Annotated in this window: 16 protein-coding genes and 1 pseudogene; 11 read left to right on the forward strand and 6 right to left on the reverse strand. The window is 71.9% G+C overall.

Translation table 11 applies throughout. The features are described from left to right. Positions 1 to 78 precede the first annotated feature (78 nt). Genes AB0A63_RS10365 through AB0A63_RS10385 form a run of 5 tightly spaced genes read left to right on the forward strand, consistent with a single transcriptional unit; the run spans position 79 to position 4401 of the window. A complete protein-coding gene (locus AB0A63_RS10365; RefSeq protein ID WP_360387979.1) occupies positions 79 to 873 on the forward strand; it encodes an ABC transporter permease in 795 nt (264 codons plus the stop codon). Between the two features lie 15 nt (positions 874 to 888). Beyond that, complete coding sequence (locus AB0A63_RS10370; protein WP_360387982.1) at positions 889 to 1908, forward strand: glycine betaine ABC transporter substrate-binding protein; 1020 nt, start codon at positions 889 to 891, stop codon at positions 1906 to 1908. Further along, a complete protein-coding gene (locus AB0A63_RS10375) occupies positions 1901 to 2695 on the forward strand; it encodes an ABC transporter ATP-binding protein (RefSeq protein ID WP_360387985.1) in 795 nt (264 codons plus the stop codon). Before AB0A63_RS10370 ends, AB0A63_RS10375 begins: the two co-directional genes overlap by 8 nt. Continuing rightward, positions 2692 to 3546 carry a TauD/TfdA family dioxygenase gene (locus AB0A63_RS10380; RefSeq protein WP_360387988.1) on the forward strand — a complete coding sequence of 285 codons (855 nt, stop codon included), beginning with the start codon at positions 2692 to 2694 and terminating at the stop codon, positions 3544 to 3546. Before AB0A63_RS10375 ends, AB0A63_RS10380 begins: the two co-directional genes overlap by 4 nt. Before the next feature lie 54 nt (positions 3547 to 3600). Further along, positions 3601 to 4401 carry an NAD(P)H-dependent oxidoreductase gene (locus AB0A63_RS10385; RefSeq protein WP_360387991.1) on the forward strand — a complete coding sequence of 267 codons (801 nt, stop codon included), beginning with the start codon at positions 3601 to 3603 and terminating at the stop codon, positions 4399 to 4401. On the opposite strand, the gene AB0A63_RS10390 is transcribed toward AB0A63_RS10385, so the two are convergent. Continuing rightward, positions 4380 to 4904 (reverse strand): DinB family protein, encoded by a 525-nt coding sequence (locus AB0A63_RS10390; RefSeq protein ID WP_360388378.1) that lies wholly within the window; start codon positions 4902 to 4904, stop codon positions 4380 to 4382. The genes AB0A63_RS10385 and AB0A63_RS10390 overlap by 22 nt on opposite strands. A 145-nt stretch (positions 4905 to 5049) precedes the next feature. On the opposite strand from AB0A63_RS10390, the gene AB0A63_RS10395 reads away from it, so the two are divergent. Then, complete coding sequence (locus AB0A63_RS10395) at positions 5050 to 7137, forward strand: EAL domain-containing protein (protein WP_360387994.1); 2088 nt, start codon at positions 5050 to 5052, stop codon at positions 7135 to 7137. 91 nt (positions 7138 to 7228) lie between these two features. Further along, positions 7229 to 8956 (forward strand): alpha/beta hydrolase, encoded by a 1728-nt coding sequence (locus tag AB0A63_RS10400; RefSeq protein ID WP_360387997.1) that lies wholly within the window; start codon positions 7229 to 7231, stop codon positions 8954 to 8956. A 47-nt stretch (positions 8957 to 9003) separates the two neighbouring features. On the opposite strand, the gene AB0A63_RS10405 is transcribed toward AB0A63_RS10400, so the two are convergent. After that, positions 9004 to 9693, reverse strand: a complete 690-nt coding sequence (locus AB0A63_RS10405) for a TetR/AcrR family transcriptional regulator C-terminal domain-containing protein (RefSeq protein ID WP_360387999.1) — start codon at positions 9691 to 9693, stop codon at positions 9004 to 9006. A gap of 148 nt (positions 9694 to 9841) precedes the next feature. On the opposite strand from AB0A63_RS10405, the gene AB0A63_RS10410 reads away from it, so the two are divergent. After that, on the forward strand, positions 9842 to 11206 hold the full coding sequence (locus AB0A63_RS10410; protein ID WP_360388002.1) for an MFS transporter: 1365 nt from the start codon (positions 9842 to 9844) through the stop codon (positions 11204 to 11206). Positions 11207 to 11229: 23 nt separating this feature from the next. Next, the gene (locus tag AB0A63_RS10415; RefSeq protein WP_360388005.1) at positions 11230 to 11868 is read left to right on the forward strand and encodes an NAD(P)H-binding protein; all 639 of its coding nucleotides are present in this window, start codon (positions 11230 to 11232) and stop codon (positions 11866 to 11868) included. Positions 11869 to 12296: 428 nt separating this feature from the next. Here the strand turns inward: AB0A63_RS10415 and AB0A63_RS10420 are convergent. Next, positions 12297 to 12668, reverse strand: a pseudogene (locus AB0A63_RS10420) (hypothetical protein); the annotation flags it as partial. Between the two features lie 86 nt (positions 12669 to 12754). Between AB0A63_RS10420 and AB0A63_RS10425 the strand changes: the two are divergent. Then, positions 12755 to 14638: a DUF1996 domain-containing protein gene (locus AB0A63_RS10425; protein ID WP_360388007.1), complete on the forward strand. Its 1884-nt coding sequence runs from the start codon at positions 12755 to 12757 to the stop codon at positions 14636 to 14638. 81 nt (positions 14639 to 14719) lie between these two features. Here AB0A63_RS10425 and AB0A63_RS10430 read toward each other — a convergent pair whose 3' ends face one another. After that, positions 14720 to 15679: a hypothetical protein gene (locus AB0A63_RS10430; protein WP_360388010.1), complete on the reverse strand. Its 960-nt coding sequence runs from the start codon at positions 15677 to 15679 to the stop codon at positions 14720 to 14722. Between the two features lies 1 nt (position 15680). Next, entirely contained in the window at positions 15681 to 16631 is a 951-nt protein-coding gene (locus AB0A63_RS10435; protein ID WP_360388013.1) for a pyridoxal-phosphate dependent enzyme, read from the reverse strand. A 159-nt stretch (positions 16632 to 16790) separates the two neighbouring features. On the opposite strand from AB0A63_RS10435, the gene AB0A63_RS10440 reads away from it, so the two are divergent. Beyond that, positions 16791 to 18371: a translation factor GTPase family protein gene (locus tag AB0A63_RS10440; RefSeq protein WP_360388015.1), complete on the forward strand. Its 1581-nt coding sequence runs from the start codon at positions 16791 to 16793 to the stop codon at positions 18369 to 18371. On the opposite strand, the gene AB0A63_RS10445 is transcribed toward AB0A63_RS10440, so the two are convergent. Then, entirely contained in the window at positions 18362 to 18946 is a 585-nt protein-coding gene (locus AB0A63_RS10445) for a hypothetical protein (protein WP_360388018.1), read from the reverse strand. The genes AB0A63_RS10440 and AB0A63_RS10445 overlap by 10 nt on opposite strands. Positions 18947 to 18957 lie beyond the last annotated feature (11 nt).

The following is an 18957-nucleotide window of genomic DNA, read 5'->3' on the forward strand; positions in this document are numbered from 1 at the left end:
GCGCAAGGGGCATTCTCGCGGAGGACCACGATACGGAACGGTCCTGACCGGCGATGTGTACGTCAGTACATTCACGGCGTGCCCAAGACCCGGACGTCGCAGTGGTTGCCGGTGCGGCTGATCGCCATCGCCGCGCTGTTCCTGGTGTGGCAGCTCGTCGCGCTGGCCCAGCTCTGGCCGGCGGCCGTGCTGCCGAGTCCCCTGCAGGTGTGGGACCAGCTTCTGTCCACTTCGGACTTCACGAACGGGCAGGGCGGCTACGCCGGTTCGACGCTGGCCGAACGGCTCGGCGTCAGCCTGCGCCGCGTCGGCTACGGGTGCTTCTACGGCGTGCTGCTCGGGCTCGTGCTCGGCCTGGCGATGGGGCTGGTCCCGGTCGTCCGAGCGCTGACCGAGCCCGCCGTGGCGTTCCTGCGCGCACTCCCGCCGCTCGCGTACCTGAGCCTGCTGGTGATCTGGTTCGGCATCGACGAGGAACCCAAGGTCTACCTGCTGATGATCGCCGCGTTCCCGCCGGTGGCCGTGGCCGCCGCGGCCGCGGTGAGCGGGGTCAACCGGCAGTACGTCGAGGCCGCGCAGGCGTTGGGCGCCAGCGCGTTCGACGTGGTCCGCGCGGTGGTCCTGCCCGCGTCGGGACCGGAGATCCTCACCGGTGTCCGGATCGCCGTCGGCATCGCCTACAGCTCCGTGGTGGCGGCGGAGACCGTGAACGGCGCGGACGGCATCGGCGGGATGGTGCTCAACGCCCAGCGCTTCAACCAGACCGCGGTGGTCGTCCTCGGTCTCTTCGTCATCGGCATCACCGGCCTGGTCATCGACTCGCTGATCGTGGCCGCCCAACGCGCGTTGTCCCCGTGGCGCGGACGCGCCTGAGACCGAGGAGTCCCGATGTCGATCTCGCGCAGGAGCGTGCTCGCCCTGCTCGCCGCCGCCCCGGTGCTGGCCTCGTGCGGTGTGGGCGGCTCGTCGCCCTCCGGCGGCAAGGGCGTGCGGGTGGCGTTCCAGAACTTCGCCGACAGCACGCTGCTGGTGAAGGACCGGCAGGCGCTGGAGAAGGCCTTGCCGGACCACCGGATCACCTGGACCGCGTTCGACTCCGGTGCGAGCATCAACACCGCGTTCCTGGGCGGTGCGATCGACCTCGCGGTGATCGGCAGCAGCCCCGCGGCCGCCGGTCTCTGCCCGCCGCTCAGCATCCCGTACCAGGTGATCGAGCTGCTGAACGTGATCGGCGACAGCGAAGCGCTCGTGGTGCGCAAGGCCACCGGCATAACGAAGATCTCCGAGCTGGCCGGCCGCAAGATCGCCGCACCGTTCAGCTCCACCGCCCACTACAGCCTGCTCGCCGCGCTGGAGCTGGCCGGGGTGGACGCGGGAACGGTCACGCTGGTCGACCTCGAACCGCAGAACATCCAGGCCGCGTGGCAGCGCGGTGACATCGACGGCGCCTACGTCTGGACACCGGTGCTGGGCGTGCTGCAACAGGACGGCGTGACGCTCACCGACAGCGCGAAGCTCGCGGCCGCCGGCAAGCCGACGCTCACGTTCACCGTGGCGCGCAAGGAGTTCCTCGACGCCAACCCCGACGTCGTCGACAGGTGGCTGGCCGCGACGAACGACGCGCTCAAGCAGGTCAAGACCGACCCGGCGGTGGTGGCGGCCGCGGTCAGCCGGCAGATCGGCATCGGGGAGGCCGACGCACTGGCCCAGCTCAAGCAGAACATCTACCTCGACCACGACGAGCAACGCGGACCCGACTACTTCGGCACCGCGCAGGCGCCGGGACAGCTGGCGAACCGCCTGCGCGACACGGCGGAGTTCCTGCGCGGGCAGAAGAAGGTCGAGCAGGTGCCGGACCTGGCGGCGTTCCAGGCCGCGCTGCGCGTGCCGGGAGGCGGACGTGCGTGACATCTGCGAACTGCGCGGGGTCCAACACGCCTACCCGACCAAGGCCGGTCCCGTGCCGGTGCTCGGCCCGCTGGACCTGACGGTGGAACCAGGGGAGTTCCTGGTCGTCGTGGGCCCGTCCGGGTCGGGCAAGAGCACGTTGCTGCGCCTGCTGGCGGGCTTCGAACGCCCGTCCGCGGGGAACGTCGCACTGCTCGGCCACCCGCCGGTGCCCGGCAGGGACGTCGGGGTGGTGTTCCAGCAGCCCCGGCTGTTCCCGTGGAGCACGGTCTCCGGCAACATCACCACGGCGCTGAAGTGGGCGAAGGTCTCGAAGCCCGACCGCAGGGCGAGGGCGGCGGAACTGCTGTCGCAGGTCGGGCTCGACGGCCTCGGCCCGCGCCGGACCTGGGAGATCTCCGGCGGCCAGCAGCAGCGCGTCGCCATCGCCCGCGCACTGGCCGCACGACCGCGGCTGCTGCTGATGGACGAGCCGTTCGCCGCGCTCGACGCCCTGACGAGGGAACGGCTGCAGGAGGACGTGCGCGCGCTCGCCGGTGACGGCAGGTCGGTCGTGTTCGTGACGCACAGCGTGGACGAGGCCGTGTTCCTCGGCAGCCGCGTCCTCGTCCTCACCGACCGGCCTGGCCGGATCGCCCTGAGCCTGCCCGTCGACCTGCCCCGCCACGGCGTGCCGGCCGACGAACTGCGCGGCTCACCCCGTTTCGCGGCACTGCGCGGTGAGGTGTCCGCCGCCGTGCGGGCGACCCTGTCCTCCCGGTCCGACCAGCTCGTGGAGAAGTCATGACGCTCTCGTTCGAACCGCTGACGATCGCCATCGGCGCGCAGGTGACCGGCGTGGACCTCGCGGACGAGCTCACCGCCGGGCAGGTGGCCGCGATCCGCCGGGCCCTGCTGGACCGCAAGGTCCTGGTGTTCCGCGGTCAGCGGCTGACCCCGTCCGCGCACCGCGCGTTCGCGGCGTCGCTGGGCGAGCTGACCCCGGCCCACCCCGTGGTCCCCGGCCTCGACGACGAGCACCCCGAGATCTACGTGCTCGACAGCGGTGACGGCGGCAAGGCCCCGGAGTGGCACACCGACGTCACGTTCACCCGCACCCCGCCGCTGGGCTCCGTCCTGCGCGCCGTGGACCTGCCGCCCACCGGTGGCGACACCTGCTGGACGGACCTGGAAGCCGCTTACCTCCGGCTGTCACCACCGGTGCGCGAGCTGGCCGACCGGCTCGAAGCGGTCCACGACGGCCGCAAGGACTTCGAGGAGCTCCTGCACGTCCGGCAGTCCGGCGAGGGCAACGTGTGGGAGGGCGAGCGGGTCCGTTCGCTCGACCCCGTCACCCACCCGGTCGTGCGCGTGCACCCGGAGACCGGCCGCCGCAGCCTCTTCGTGAACCCCGGCTTCACCACGCACCTCAAGGACGTGTCGGAGGCGGAGAGCCGGGCCCTGCTCGACCTGTTCTTCGCCGTGATCGGCCGCCAGGAGTACAGCGTCCGCCACCGCTGGGCGCCCGGCGACGTCGTGGTGTGGGACAACCGCAGCACCGCCCACCTCGCCGTGGACGACTACGGCGACCAGCACCGCGTCATGCACCGCATCACCCTCCGCGGCGACCGGCCCGCCGGGGTGAACGCGCACGCATGAGCGCCGGACGCCCGCCTATTCCGCGTCCCGTCGTCCGCGGCTTCACTGGCTGTCATGACCATCGCTCACCCGCCGACGCCGAACACCGCCCTGTGGCTGTACGCCCACCCGCGCCGCGACTCGTTGAACGACCACCTCCTGCAGGCCGGGACCAAGGCGTTGTCCCAGCGCTACGACGTGACCGTCTCCGATCTCTACGCCCAGGGCTTCGACCCGGTGCTGTCCCGCCGCGACCTCGGCGACCTGGCCGACCGGCCGGGCAACATCTCCGAGCTGGTCGGCCAGGTCTACGCCGACGGCGGGCTGCCCGCGGACGTCCTGGAGGAACAGGCCAAGGTCGCGGCGGCCGAACTGCTCGTCGTGCAGTTCCCGCTGTGGTGGTACGGCCCGCCGGCGATCCTCAAGGGCTGGTTCGACCGCGTGCTCACCAGCGGCTTCGCCTACGGCGACCTCGATCCCGAGCTCGGCGTGCCCCGCAGGTACGGCGACGGCGGCCTGGGCGGGCGCAAGGCGCTGGTCGTGGTCACCGCCGGGGAGGACGAACGCTCCATCGGGCCGCGCGGGATCAGCGGCGACCTCGACTCCCTGCTGTTCCCGATCACCCACGGGGTGCTCTGGTACATCGGGATCGAGGCACTGGACCTGCACGTGGTGCACGACGCCGACTCGCTCGGCGCCGAGCAGGTGGAACGCGAGGTCGAGCGGTTGGTGACCAGGCTCGGCGGAGTGCAGGACGAACGGCCGCGGCTGTTCCGGCGGTTGCGGGACGGGGAGTACGCGGGCACCCGCGCGTTGCGCGAGGACCTGGCGCCTGGTCGCACCGACCTCGGGATTCACCTGGCCGATCGCGACTGACCACCGGCCAGCAGCCCGCGCACGAAGGCCGCCTGACCGACGTGCTGCAGGTCGTCCTCGACCACGCTGACCAACCGCACCGCACGGGTCACCGGCGGGTCCCACGACTCGTCGACCACCGCGGACAGCTCCGCCGGCTCCAGCTCGCGCAGGTAGGCCCGCGTCCGCTCGTGCACGGCTCGGTGGTACCCGAGCAGCAGCTCCGCCGTCGCGACCACCGCGGCGACCTGGCCGGCGTCGTGGCCGTAGCCGGTGTCCTCCTCCGGCAGCGGGAGGCCGAACCGCTCCATCCAGCCGTCCGCGGTCCACACCTGCTCGGTGCCCGCGAGATCGGCGACGTGGTCGTCCTGCACGCGCGTCAGGTGCCAGACGAGCCAGGCGATCGAGTTGGCGGAGCCGCCGAGGCGGTGCGCGAGGTCTTCGGTGGACAGATCTTCCAGGACACGCGCCACCGCCTGCTCGACGCGGTCGAACCCGTCCAGCAGCACGTCCATCGGGCTGATCTCGGTCATGGCCCCGAATACCCGCGGTGGCACCCGATTCCACCTGTCCCCGGTTACCCGAACGGCGGTTGCACCGTAAGCTTTTTCCCGCCGATAGTGCACATTCCGCTGGGACTGGGCAGTCGAACCCCTGGGGGCATCAAGCGTGACAGATCCGTTGCGCGCGGTTCGACTCCTCACCACCGCGTTCGCGTGGCTGGGTGGCGCCGCGCTGACCGGCAACCTGCTGTTCGCCGGCGACGGAGCCGTGCGCTTCCCCCTGGCCGCGCTGGTCGTGCTGGTGCTGGGCTCGTGGTGGCTGCGGCCGCACCGCGACGGCTGGGTGGTCGCGGTCGTGGAAGGGGTCGTCACGGCGGGTGCGGCCGTGGTCCTCCCCGCTCCGCAGCCCGTTCTCGCGTTCCTCTTCGGCACGACGACACGGCGCGCGCTGCACGGCGGTCCGTGGCGCTACCCGGTGAGGTCGTTGCTGGGGCTCGGCGGGTACGTGGGCGGGGTGTGCGTGTCGTTCGCCGGGCCCGGCCGGGCCGCGCCGGGTGTCGTGCTGGCCGCGGTGTTGCCGTTGCTGGGGCTGGTGATCGGGGCGTTCGCCCTGCACGAGACCGTTCGCGCCGTCCGGGCGCAGGAAGCCGCCAACCGCACCGTGGACGCGCTGCTCCAGGCCACCCCGATCGGGCTGGCCCTCCTCGACGAGCACGGAACACCGCGGCTGCACAACGACAGCGCCCGCCGGCTGTTCGGCTGGGACGATGGCGGGAGCACGGTGCCCTGCCCGCACGGTGCCGGCATCACCCGGTGCGCGGACGGGTGCGCGACCGCGGCCGGACCGGTCGAGGTCGAGACGGCCGGCGGGCTGGTGCTCGCCGTGCACACCGGACCGGTCGAGCAGGAGAACGGAGCCGAGCACACCGTCGTGGCCGCCGTGGACGTGAGCAAACGCCGGCTGTGGGAACGGGCGTTGCGCGACAGGGCCGAGCGCGACGAGCTCACCGGCCTGGCCAGCCGAGCGCACTTCCTGCACCTCGTGGGCGAGGCGGTGCGGGCCAACGCCCTCGTCGGGCTCCTCGTCGTGGACCTGGACAGGTTCAAGGACGTCAACGACGCCGACGGGCACGAGGTGGGCGACCGGTACCTCAAGGCGGCGGCCGCGCGGATACGCGCCGCCCTGCCCGCCAAGGCCGTCGCTGGACGGCTCGGCGGCGACGAGTTCGCCGTGGTCGCGCCGGGGTTCGGCGTGCGCGACACCGTGCGGCTCGCGAAAGCCGTGCTGACCGGTCTGAACGGCGCCCCGGAACCGTTCGGGGCGAGCGTGGGCGTCGCGGTGTCGCAGGCCGGTGCGGACGAGCTGCTGCGGGACGCCGACACCGCCATGTACGTCGCGAAACGGGAGGGCGGGAACCGGGTCCGCCTCTTCCGGCGGGAGATGGGGGAGCAGGCGCTCGCCCGCCAACGCGACAAGGCCGACCTGCGCACCGCGGTGGACGAGGACCAGCTGGTCGTGCACTACCAGCCGATCGTCGACCTCGCGACGAACGCGGTGACGAGCGCGGAGGCGCTGGTCCGGTGGCAGCGTCCCGGACAGGGGCTCCTCGGGCCGGACGCGTTCATCGGGCTGGCCGAGGAGACCGGGCTCATCGTGCCGCTCGGTCAGAAGGTCCTCGAAGCCGCGTGCGCCCAGGCCGTGCGGTGGAACGCCGAGGGACGCGCGCTGGGCGTGACGGTCAACGTCTCGACGCGCGAGCTGTCGACCCCCGGGTTCCTGCCGCGGCTGCACCGGGTGGTCGCCACGACGGGGCTGGTGCCGGACCGGCTGACCATCGAGGTGACCGAGAGCGTCTGGGCCGACGAACCGGCCATGCGCAGCCTGGTCGCGGTGCGCGAGGCGGGCATCCGGGTGGCGCTGGACGACTTCGGCACCGGCTACTCGTCGCTGAGCTACCTGCAGCGCTACCCGTTCGACGTCGTGAAGATCGACCGGACGTTCACCAGGGAGCTGGGCGACAACGGCCGCACCGAGGGCGTGATCCGGTGCATCATCGCGCTGGCCGGCGTGCTGGACGCGAAGACCGTCGCCGAGGGGATCGAGACGCCGGAGCAGGCGGACTGGCTGCGCGACGCCGGGTGCTCCTACGCGCAGGGCTACCTGTTCGGCAGGCCGGCCGACGTGACCGACTGGGACGCTCGGACGTCCGCCGCGCACAGCGGACCTGGTGCGGCACCGGGTCCGGCGCGCTGAGCCCGGCCGAAAGTACGAGGTGCCGTAGACGCCGCATTGCGGGGACTGGTCGGATGGGTGGCGCCCGAATCCCCGTCGCGAAAGGACTGCCGTGCGCAGCAGCTCGACCGCCGCCGTGGTGCCCGCCGTCGTCACCACCCTCGTCCTCACCCTCACGACCGCGCCCGCCGACGCCGCACCCGACCCGTTCTCCCGGTACGCCGGACAACAACTGAGCTGGGGACAATGCGCGTTCACCGCGCAACCCGACGCGTTACCCGCCGAGTGCGCGCACATGACCGTGCCCAGGGACTGGGCGGCGCCGGACACCGGCCGGGACCTGGTCGTCTCGATCAGCCGGGTCGCCGCGTCCGGGGAACACCTCGGATCACTGCTGCTCAACCCCGGTGGTCCCGGCGCGCAGGGCACGTCGCTGCCCGGTTCGCTGGCGGCCCTGCAACCCCGGCTGCACGAGCGCTACGCGCTGATCGGCATGGACCCGCGCGGGACCGGAAGGGAGGGCGGCACCGCGCCGGACGAGCTGCCCGAGACGTGCGACGTGCCGATCGGACGGTTGTCGCCGCGCACGGACCTCGACGCGCGTGACCGTTCGGCGGACAGCACCACCGAGCACCTCAAGCAGCCGCGTGCCGTCGCGGAGGCCTGCCAGAGCGAGGCGATCACGCCGTTCATCACGACCTGGCAGACCGCGCACGACGTCGAACTGCTCCGCATGCTGCTCGGTGAGTCCAAGATGGACTACCTGGGCTACTCCTACGGCACCTGGCTCGGAGCCAAGTACGCGTCGCTGTTCCCGAAGAGCGCGGGCAAGGTCGTGCTCGACTCCAGCACCGACTTCCAGGGCCGCCTGCAGGCCGCGTTCGAGGCGTGGCCGCGGATCAACCAGCGGATGTTCGAGGGTTCGTTCCTGCCGTGGATGACGCGGCAGTTCCCGGAGGCCGGCACCACACCCGCGGAGGCCGCCGCGAACTGGGAGCGCGCCCGCCGGTTCTACGCCGGCGCCGGCACCAGCCCCGACCAGTTCGACGCGATCTTCACGGGCATGGGCTCGACGCTGCGCTGGGTCCTGGGCGCGCTGGTGTTCGTGCTGGGCGTGCGGGGAGCGAACGGCGAGACCACGCCGGCGGCGACCGGTTCCGCTCTCGCACCGCAGCTGGACGCGCAGTCCCGCGCGGTCTTCGGCACACCGCTGGAGTCGCTGACCCCGGCGGTGGTGGCGGCGGCACTCGCCGACGACCCGTCCGACTACCTGCACGTCCCAGCGACCCGCTACGCCGTGGCGTGCGGTGACCAGCCGACCCGCTCGGCGGCCTGGTACCGGCGCCTGTCCGACCGGCAGGGACCGCGGTACCCGCTCTTCGGCTGGCAGTACGGCCTGGGCGAACCGTGCGCCTTCTGGTCCGACGCGCCGCGGCAGCCGCTGCCGGTGCTCCCGGCGGAGGTGGCCGGGCGGGTGCTGGTCGTGCAGGGCGAGCTCGACCCGCAGACCGGCTACGAGCAGGCCAGGTCCGCGGTGCGCGCGGCACCCGGCGTGAGTCTGGTGTCCGTGGCGGACAGCCCCTTCCACGGCCAGTACGGCTTCGAGGACGACCCCTGCGTCGACGGCGCGGTGAACGTGTTCCTGCTGCGCGGCTCCCGGCCGGGGAACATCACCTGCCCCGGCGTGCCGCTGCCGAACGAGACCGAGGTCCACCCGGTCCCCGGCCCGGTCGGCTCCGCACCGGCCGTCACCGCGGCGACAGCTCCCCGGCCGTCGCTCCCGGCGCTGCGCGCGTCCGTGCGCGCGATGATCAGCGACGTCAACAGGCCGTTGCGCTGATCGCGGTGGGCGCGTGGCGGGACGGTGCCGAGGCGGCCCTGCCCGGCCTACCGCGCGGGCCGGTCAGCCCCTTGCGACGCGAGAATCCCGTCCAACATGGTGTCGACGATCCACGCGCTGCGCTCCTCGTTGCTGCCGCGCACGAAGATCGCCGAACCGAGCGCGGCGAGCATCGGGTGCCGTTCCCGGTCGGCTGACTCGAGCGTGCTCACGAGGTCGCTGAGGTCCTGCCCGCCGTTCTCCCGGCGGCCGTCCCACTCCGCGGCCGCCGCGGTGGCCTGCTGCAGCAGCAGGTCGGTCGCCCGAGCCGCCGGTTCCGGCTCGACGCCCGCCGCCGTGAGCAGGCGCATCAGCAGTTCGATCAGGTCGAGGTAGTGCGGTCCGTCCGGCCACACGAACAACGCCGACCGCGCGATGCCCGCGTGGCTCGCCAGCATCGTCGAGTAGTCGGCGAGCACGCGGTGCAGCCGCCCGCGCCACGGCTCGGTCCCGTCCCAGGTCAGGTCGAGTGCCGCGATCAGCCGGTCGATCAGCAGGGAGCTCAGCTCGGTGGCGTTCCGCACGTACACGTAGAGCGATGCCGGACCGGTGTCGAGCGCTCCCGCGACCTTGCGCATCGTCACGGCCTGGGCGCCTTCGGCCGCGAGGATCGCCATCGCGGCGTCCACGATGCCGTCACGGGTCAACGCGGGTTTCGCCGGCCGCTCACGGCGGCTGACCGGCATCTCTCGGGCCATGTGACCAGCATAGCAACCACCGAACTGGATCGTGACGAACATGTTCGTTACGATCGCGTTCGTCAGTACCGCTGCGAACGAGAGTTGCACGCCGATGTCTGTTTCCGCAGTCCCACCGCCCGTCAGGGCGTCGAGGCGAACGCTCGCGATGACGCTCCTCGTCGTCCTGCTCGCCGACGCCATGGACCTGATCGACGCGACCATCGCCAACGTCGCGGCGCCGTCCGTGGTCGCGGACCTCGGTGCCGGGCCGGGCCTGATCAAGTGGCTCGGCGCGTCCTACGCCCTCGCGCTGGGCGCCCTCCTGGTCGTCGGGGGCCGCATCGGCGACCGCTTCGGGCAGCGCCGGACGTTCCTGGTCGGCCTGACCGGGTTCGTCCTGGCCTCGGCGGTGGCGGGGCTCGCCGTCGGTCCCGGCATGCTCATCGGCGCACGCGTCGCCCAGGGCGTCTTCGGCGCGCTGCTCATCCCGCAGGGCATGGCGATCATCACCGCGACCTTCCCGAAGGACGCGCTGCGCAAGGCCTTCGGCCTCTTCGCGCCGATGCTCGGCGTCTTCGCGGTCGCCGGCCCGTTGCTCGGCGGCGTCCTCATCGACGCCGACCTGTTCGGCCTGCGGTGGCGGCCCATCTTCCTGATCAACATCGTGGTCGGCGGCGTGGCGCTCGTGCTGGCGTTCCGCTTCCTGCCGGCCGTCGAGGCCGACCGCACCGCCCGGGTCGACCCGGGCGCGAGCGGGCTGCTCGCCGTCTCGCTCTTCGCCTTCCTCTTCGGCCTGATCACCGGGTCCGAGGACGGCTGGAGCGCCCTCGCGATCGGCACCACCGCCGCAGGCGTCGTCCTCTTCGCCGTCTTCTGCCGCCTGCAAGCCCGCGGTGAGCAGCCGCTCCTGGCCCGCTCGTTGCTGCGCAACCGCGGTTTCACCTCGGGACTGGTGATGGGACTGCTGGTGTTCGCGGCGTTCAGCGGCCTGATGTACGTCATCTCGCTGTTCTTCCAGCTGGCCCTGGGCTTCTCGCCGACCGCGACGTCGGTCAACCTGATCCCGCTCACCGCGGGCATCATGGGCGGCTCCGGGATCAGCACCGCGCTGCTGCCCAAGCTGGGCCGCAAGCTCGTCTTCGGCGGACTGCTCACCACCCTCGCCGGCACGGGAATCCTGCTGCTGGTGGTGAACGTGGCCGACGGCAACGCGACGTGGTGGCACAACGCCATCGCGACCGCCGTGATCGGCCTCGGCGCCGGCATCTGCTTCAGCACCATCTTCACCTTCGCCCTCGGGGACGTGGCAGCACAGGACGCCGGTGCCGCCAGCGGCTCGCTCAGCGCCGTCCAGCAGGTCGCCAACGGCATCGGCTCCGCGACGGTCACCAGCGTCTTCCTCGCGCTGATCACCACCAGCGGCAGCACCTCCGCCATGACCACGACGCTCCTCGTCGTCGGCGGCGTCATCGTCGCCTGCCTGGCCGCCGTGCCGCTGCTGCCCCGCACCGCTGCCGACACCGAGCACTGACCCGACCACCGCGAGGAAACGCCATGAGCAAGATCGTCGTCTTCGGCGCCAACGGCGCCACCGGACGTGCCATCGTCGAACAAGCCCGTCACGCCGGCCACAGCGTCCGGTGCGTCGTGCGCGATCCCGGCGCCTTTCGCCTCGCGCTGGGAGGAACGGCGTCAGAACTGGAGATCGTCAGGGGTGACGTGCGCGAGTACGACGACGTGCACGCCGCGATCTCCGGTCAGGAGGCCGTCGTCTCCGCGATCGGACCGTCCGGGCACCGGGCCAACGGCCTGTACTCCGCCGGTGCACGTCATTTCGTGGCCGCGATGACCGCGCACGGCGTCGACCGGATCGTTGTGCTCTCCTCCAGCGGTGTGCGCCACGACGACCCCCACCACCCGCTGTGGTACCGCGCGGTCGCACGCACCGTCATGCGCGAGCTCTACGGTGACATGCAAGCGATGGAGACCGTTCTGGAACGCAGCACGGTGAGGTGGACCGCTGTGCGCCCCGCGCGGATCGTCGACACACCGCTCGCCGGGGACCACCGAGTCGGCGACGCCGAGAACCCCGAAGGTGGCACCACCATCAACCGTGACGACCTCGCCCGGTTCGTCGTGCGAGCGGCCACCGAGGACCGGTGGTCGCGGCGGTGGCCCACCCTGGCGCACTGAGGGGCGTTCTCTCGGCACGTCTCCTGGAACTCCAGGTCCGGCACGTACCGGCTCCACAGCTCACGATCGAGCCCACCGCCCGTGACGGCACACGCGGTCTCGTCCACCCTGCCGCGCAACTCGAACGTCGGCGTGAGGTCCCACAGCACGAACGCGCCGTTGTGGCCGGCCGTCGCCAGCAGGTCGCCGGACGTCGAGAACTCCAGGTGGTGCACGGCACCACCGTTGTCCGTCAGCGCCGGGCCCAGCTGCTGGGGCAGGGTGCGGTTGCCGAGGTCCCAGAAGAACACGCCGCCGGAGATGCCGCCGGTCACCATGATGTCGGCGGACGGCGCGAACTGCGCCGTGACGGAGCTCAGGGTGCTGTGCGGCACGAGCGGGTCGCCGAGCCGGCGGGGGCGTTCGGCGTTCCTGATGTCCCACAGGACCGCGGCGCCCTTGTCGTCCGCCGTGACGAGCAGGTCGCCCGCCGGGGACACCGTCGCGCTCGACACCTGGTCGGTGTGGCCGGTGAGGGCCCCGCCGAGCCGGCGGGGGTGCGCGGGGTCGGTGACGTCCCACAGGCGGGTGCCGTTCGGGTCGCCTGGTCCGTGCTCCCACCTGCCGGCCGAGTCGCCGGAACCCACGGCCTGGCCCGCGCTCGTCGTCGCCGTGGTGGTCGGTGCGGAGACGGCGGTCGTGGTCACGGGTGCTGCGCCGGTGCCGCGCACGACCGCGAGCACGCGGCCGTCGCGCACCTGCTTGACCGTCAGGACGCCTTCGCCGTCGAGCAGCTGGGCCGAGGTGCCGGTGCGGGTCACCGGCTTGTGGAAGTTCAATCACGGTTGAGCCAAGACGGGCCACCGTACGTATGCCTGGTCATGCACCGCATGATCGAGGAGGACGCATGACGCACCGTGAAGCCGACAGACGGAAGTTCCGCCTGATCGCGTCTTTGTCAGCGGTCGCGGTGGTCGCTGCGGGCACCGCGACCGTGGCACTGGCCGCGAAGGACGGTGACCCGGCGCCGCGCAGTGCGTTCGTGCCCATCGAGCAGGTCAACAAGAACGTGGTGAACCCCAAGGTCGGCCAGAACGGTGCCGCGGGTGTGTTCACGGTGGACTGCGGCACGAACGAGAACGGCAAGTTCAGTGCCGACAACCCGGTCGCCCAGCCGGGTCTGCAGCACGGTGCGCAGCACGTCCACGACTTCGTGGGCAACCTGTCCATCAGCGCCGACTCGTCCGACGAGAGCCTGGAGGACGCGGAGACCACCTGTCGCAACGGTGACCGCTCGTCCTACTTCTGGCCGGTCGTGCGCATCAACCCCAAGGCCAACCCGGGTTCGTCCGGCTCCAGCCCGGACAAGATCAAGGAAACGGGTCCCGGCGAGGTCGCCTGCCCCGGTGTCGCCGACCGCCTGCCCGCTGTGCCGCAGCGGGTCCGCGACGAGGTGACCAAGAACCTCCAGCTGCTCGAACAGCAGCTCAAGGAGGCCAACGACCGCGTCGCGCGCACCGACAACCCCGGCGACCCGAACTTCGTCAACAACGCGATCCTCGGCCCGCTGCGCAGCAAGCGCGTGGCCACCCTCGACCGCATCGCCATCGCCATCGGCCGGTCCGCGCGCAAGCCCAACCTGGTCAACCTCGCCGACTGCGACGTGCGCTTCGGCCACGGCAACCACGGTGGCGGCGGCCACAACGGGCACTCGACCGCGCCGCGCAAGTTCTCCGGCCAGGGGATGTCCCAGCAGCAGCAACAACAGCAGGAGCAGGACGCCGCCACACCGACGATCAAATGCCCGTCGGTCCGCGGTGCGCTGCCCGGCGTGCCCGACCAGGCGATCGAGGAGGTAAACCGCAACCTCGCGCTGCTGGACAAGCAGATCGCCGAGGCCAACCAGCGGATCGTGACCACCAAGGGCCAGGGCGGCCCGAACTTCGTCGACAACGCCATCCTGGGGCCGTTGAAGGACAAGCGCGTCGCCACGCTCGACCGGATCGCGATCGCGATCGGGCGCAACGGCGAACGCCCGCAGGGGCTCGACCGCCTCGCCCGGTGCGGCCTGAACGGCGGCGACCAGGGCGGTAACAACAACGGTGGCAACAACGGCAACGGGAACAACGGCGGGAACAACAACGGGGGCAACAACAACGGGGGCAACAACAACGGGGGCAACAACGGTGGTGCCACCACCACGACCGCCCCGCCCCTCGCCGCTCCCACCGGCCGCAACCTGGAGCTCGTCGGCAACGTCGGCAAGATCGTCCGACCGGCCCAGGTGAAGATCGAGTACCGCGGCAACGCCACCAGCAAGGTCACCGGCATGCCGAAGTTCCTGAAGATGGTCACCGGTGACGCCAAGCCGACCAGCCGCGGCCCGGCCAACGCGCGCGCGACGTGGACCTGCAGCGGCTTCGAGGACCGGCTGTCCGACAAGTACGTGGTCTGCCCGCAGGGCAGCAAGGTCATGCGCGTGCACGACTTCGCGGGCTGCTGGGACGGTCAGAACGCCGACAGCGCCAACCACCGCGACCACGTCCGGTTCGCCGACAAGCAGACCGGTGCGTGCCCGCAGGGGTTCAAGGCCATCCCGCAGCTGCGGATCAGCATCTCCTACGACATCTCCCGCGACGTCCAGCAGAAGGGCCAGTACCAGCTCGACGCGTTCCCCGAGGAGAACCACAACCCGTTCTCCGACCACAACGACTTCGCCAACGTCAACTCCGAGCAGACGATGAACAAGATCGTGAAGTGCGTCAACGACGGCCGCAAGTGCCGGGAGTGACCTCCGGCTGAGCTCGCCCACGCGCGGGTGGTGCTCCCCGGACTTCACGTCCGCGGAGCACCACCCGCCTCGCAGGTGCTGTCAGCGCAACACGAAGACCCGCACCAGCCCCCACACCACGGTCAGCAGGAGGGTCAGCCCGGCCAGGCGGAGCGCAAGCCACCGCAGGTCGCGCTGCCGCCGTAATCGCATCGGCGCGCGTTCGTCCTCCAGGTGCGCGAAAACGGGCGCGAGGTGGTGCAGGAGCGCGATTTCGAGACTGGTGGCCCGGTCGATCCCGAACAGCACCGGTGCCGCGGTCCAGTCCTCGCCGAAGACCAGCGCCGCCCTGATCGCGTGGTCGTCCGCCTCCGGCAGGGGCGGGAGGTCCGGCAACGGGTGCGGGAACACCTCGGCCACCCCGGAGCGGAAGTGGTCGTACTGCCAGTTGTCGAACGGCAGCAGGACCACCACGCGGCGCGGATCGGCCGTCGCCACCACCTGCTCCAGCTCCCACCGCAGCCCCGCGCCCCGTCCCGCGCCGACGAGCACCAGCCGGGCGCGGTCTAGGAGCTCGCGCACCGTCTGCCGCCACTCGTCCCCGACGTGGACGCGGGGCGCGCCGGCCGGCGGGAGGACCTCGCCTGGCCGCCCGATCGCCACCAGCGGCCCGACCGGCGCGAAGGCGCGCGCGAGCCGTTCCTCCTCGGTGCGGAAGTAGTCGAGCGCCGTGTCGCCGGTGCGCGCCAGCACGTCGTCGACCGCGAACGAGCGCAGGTAGAGCACGGGTGGCCGGGAGTCCGCGCTGAGCGCCGACCACCCGTCCACCGCGATGGTCCGCTTGTAGCCGGTCCAGCACCTGACGACGACGTGCCTGCCGATCGGCTGGGCGATCAGCTGGGCCGCGACGAGGCCGGCGAAGTACAGCACGCCGCCGCCGAGCCGGTCGCTCGTGAGCGCGATCGCCACCACCACCGCGACGATGAGCAGGCAACCGGCCACCGCGCCGCAGAAGTACGCCACGGCGCGCAGCACCGAGCGGGCCGGCTCCGGCTCTCCCACGTCAGCCCACCCAGCCCCGGTAGGCGTCAGGGTCGACGTTGCTGCCGCAGATCACCATGACGACGTGACGGCCCGCGAACCGCTCGCGGTCCTCCAGCACGGCCGCCACACCGAGCGCCGCTGACGGCTCCACGACCAGGCCCGCGTGCTCCAGGAGCAGTCGCATGCCCTCGATGATCGGGGGTTCCCGGACGAGGACGGCGTCGTCAGCCACCTGGAGGAGGTCGTCGAGGACCTCGGGGATGGGGAACCGGCCCGCGACGCCGTCGGCGATCGTGTCGGCCGAGCCGGTCGTGACGACCCGGCGTTCGTGCCACGACCGGGTCAGCGCCGGGGCGCCCGCGGGCTGCACGCAGACCACCTCGGCAGCGGGCGCCTGCGTCTTCACGACGTGACCTACGCCCGTGGCCAGCGCACCACCGCCCAGGGCGAGCAGGACGGCGTCGAACTCCCGGCCCAGTTCGAGACCGATCGTCGCGGCGCCCTCGCACGTCTCGACGTCCAGGCTGTCCTCGAGCAGCCGGATGCCGCGTTCGCCCGCGATGTGCGCGGCGCGTTCGCGGGCCAGCTCGAAGTCACCGTCCACCAGCTCCAGCTCCGCACCCAGCGCGCGGATGCGGTCGAGCTTGGCGGCAGGTGCCCGCACGGACGCCACGACCGTCACGGCGAGGCCGCGGCGGCGACCGGACCAGGCCAGCGCCTGGCCGAGGTTGCCCGCGCTGGCGCACACCACGGCCGTGCGCCCCTGTTCGGCGAGCAGGCCGGTGACGAGCTCGGTGCCGCGGCCCTTGAAGCTGCGCACCGGGTTCGCCGTCTCCAGCTTGATGCTCACCGCGCAGCCGAGCCGGCGCCCCAGCGCTTCGCACCGGTACAGCGGCGTGTCGAGGTAGACCGGGTCGATCCTGCGGCGGGCCGCCCGGATCCGGTCGAGGTCGAGCCGCGTCTTGAGCACACCGGGATCGTATCGAGCAGGACTGACAAATTCCGTTGCGCAGCGAGCCGCTGACTGGTCCACTGCGCGTGGCCAGTCGTCCGGACGAGGAGAGGCACATGCGCGAGGCGTTCGTGTTCACCCAGAAGGTATTCGTTGCCTATCTAGAGGACATGACGCTTGTCTCGCACCCTGAACCTCGGAGTTCTGGCCCACGTCGACGCCGGTAAGACCAGCCTCACCGAGCGGTTGCTGCACACCGCCGGTGTCATCGACGCACTCGGCAGCGTGGACGCCGGCAACACGCAGACCGACTCGCTCGCGCTCGAACGGCAGCGCGGCATCACGATCAAGTCCGCCGTCGCCTCGTTCGCCGTCGGCGACGTCGTGGTCAACCTGATCGACACGCCCGGCCACCCGGACTTCATCGCCGAGGTGGAGCGGGTGCTCGACGTGCTCGACCGCGCCGTGCTGGTGGTGTCCGCGGTGGAAGGCGTGCAGGCGCAGACCCGCGTGCTCATGCGCACGTTGCAGCGCCTGGAGATCCCGACCGTCGTGTTCGTGAACAAGATGGACCGCCGCGGCGCCGACGGCGACCGCGTGGCGCGCGAGGTGGCGCAGGAGCTGGCCACCGACGCGCCGATCTTCTTCGGGTCCGCGATCACCGGTGACGGCGTGGCCGAGCTGGTCGCCGCCGTCACGTCGTCGGTGCCGGACGACGACGCGGCCGGCGGTCCGTTGTCCGGCACGGTGTTCAAGGTCGAACGCGGCAAGGCGGGGGAGAAGGTCGCGTTCGTGCGGCTGTTCTCCGGGACCGTGCGCGTGCGTGAGCGGGTGCGGATCGGTGACCGTGAAGGGAAAGTCACGTCGATCGCGGTGTTCGACAGGGGTTCGGCGCCGCGCCGCGCCACCGCCGTGGCGGGGCAGATCGCGAAGCTGTGGGGCCTAGACGTCCGCATCGGTGACACGATCGGCACGGCTCACCGCGACCGCGTCCGGCACTTCGCGCCGCCGACGCTGGAAACCGTCGTGGAGGCGGACGACCGGGTGGCCCTGCACTCCGCGCTGCACCAGCTCGCCGAGCAGGACCCGTTGATCAACCTGCGGCTCGACGGCGACGACGTCGTGGTGTCGTTGTACGGCGAGGTGCAGAAGGAGGTCATCGAGGCCACGCTCGCCCTGGAGCACGGCGTCGCCGTCCGGTTCCGCGACACGAGGACGATCCGCGTGGAACGTCCTCGCGGCACGGGGGAGGCGGTGCGGGTGCTCGGTGAGAGCCCGTACGCGGCCACCATCGGGTTCCGGGTTGCGCCGGGGCCGGAGGAGTTCCGGCTGGAGGTGGAGCTGGGCTCGTTGCCGCTCGCCTTCTTCAGGGCCACCGAAGAGGCCGTGCGGGACGCGTTGCGCGCCGACCGCGTCCACGGCTGCACGGTCACGATGACGCACTCCGGGTACTGCTCACCGGTGAGCGTGGCGGGCGACTTCCGCAGCCTCGCGCCGATCGTGCTGCGGGAGGCGTTGGAGCGCGCGGGAACCGTGACGTGCGAACCGGTGCACCGCTTCCGGCTGGAGGTCCCGCCGGACGCGCTCGCCGCCGTGCTCGTCGCGCTGGGCAAGGTCGGCGGAGTTCCGCTGACGACGACCGCGACCGTCCTCGAAGGACACCTCCCGGCGGCGAGGGTGCACGAGCTGCAACGCCGGCTGCCCGCGCTGACCCGTGGGGAGGGTGTGCTGGAGAGCGAGTTCGACCACTACGCCTGAGGAGTCCTGGTCCACAGGCCGATGTCGCTGCTCGTCGCCACCACCAGCGTCGCGCCGGAGGGCGAGAAACCGGCCGCGCGCAGCTCGGAGTAGTTCGCGTGGAAGACCTGCCACCACGACTCGCCGTGCGCCCCGCTGAAGAAGGGGCTCCCGGTGGACAGCAGCACCCGGTGGCTCGGCCAGTCCGGGCTGACGACGTCGACCGCCCACCCCGGAGCACCGGTGTGCAGGCCGCCGCCGTCCAGCCCGGCCATCGGCACGCGGAGGTGCGCGACCGGCCCGATCCCCTGGCACGTCAGGTCGTCCTCGACCCACCCCGACTCGTCGTCGCGGTCACGGGCCAGCCGTTCGCCGGTGGTGGTGTCGAACAGACCGAGCCCGGTCGAGGACGCCACCAGCAGCAGATCGCGGCCGTTGCCGGGGTGGGTGGCGAACCCCACGGCGAGCAGCCCGCCGATGGCGACCATGTGGTCGTCCGCCGGTCGCCACGGTGCGGGCGCGGGTACGGTCGGCGCGGCCAGGACCCTCGCCCGCAGGTCCAACTGGTAGTCGCTGAGCGCAAGCTCTTCCGGCATTGCGCGAGTGT

The sequence above is a fragment of the Lentzea sp. NPDC042327 genome (assembly GCF_040647275.1).
GTDB lineage: Bacteria > Actinomycetota > Actinomycetes > Mycobacteriales > Pseudonocardiaceae > Lentzea.

Coding starts and splice junctions, on each gene's coding strand:
- AB0A63_RS10385 (WP_360387991.1), top strand. CDS start 3,601: ATGACCATCGCTCACCCGCCGACGCCGAACACCGCCCTGTGGCTGTAC.
- AB0A63_RS10370 (WP_360387982.1), top strand. CDS start 889: ATGTCGATCTCGCGCAGGAGCGTGCTCGCCCTGCTCGCCGCCGCCCCG.
- AB0A63_RS10425 (WP_360388007.1), top strand. CDS start 12,755: ATGACGCACCGTGAAGCCGACAGACGGAAGTTCCGCCTGATCGCGTCT.
- AB0A63_RS10380 (WP_360387988.1), top strand. CDS start 2,692: ATGACGCTCTCGTTCGAACCGCTGACGATCGCCATCGGCGCGCAGGTG.
- AB0A63_RS10410 (WP_360388002.1), top strand. CDS start 9,842: ATGACGCTCCTCGTCGTCCTGCTCGCCGACGCCATGGACCTGATCGAC.
- AB0A63_RS10445 (WP_360388018.1), bottom strand. CDS start 18,946: ATGCCGGAAGAGCTTGCGCTCAGCGACTACCAGTTGGACCTGCGGGCG.
- AB0A63_RS10405 (WP_360387999.1), bottom strand. CDS start 9,693: ATGGCCCGAGAGATGCCGGTCAGCCGCCGTGAGCGGCCGGCGAAACCC.
- AB0A63_RS10415 (WP_360388005.1), top strand. CDS start 11,230: ATGAGCAAGATCGTCGTCTTCGGCGCCAACGGCGCCACCGGACGTGCC.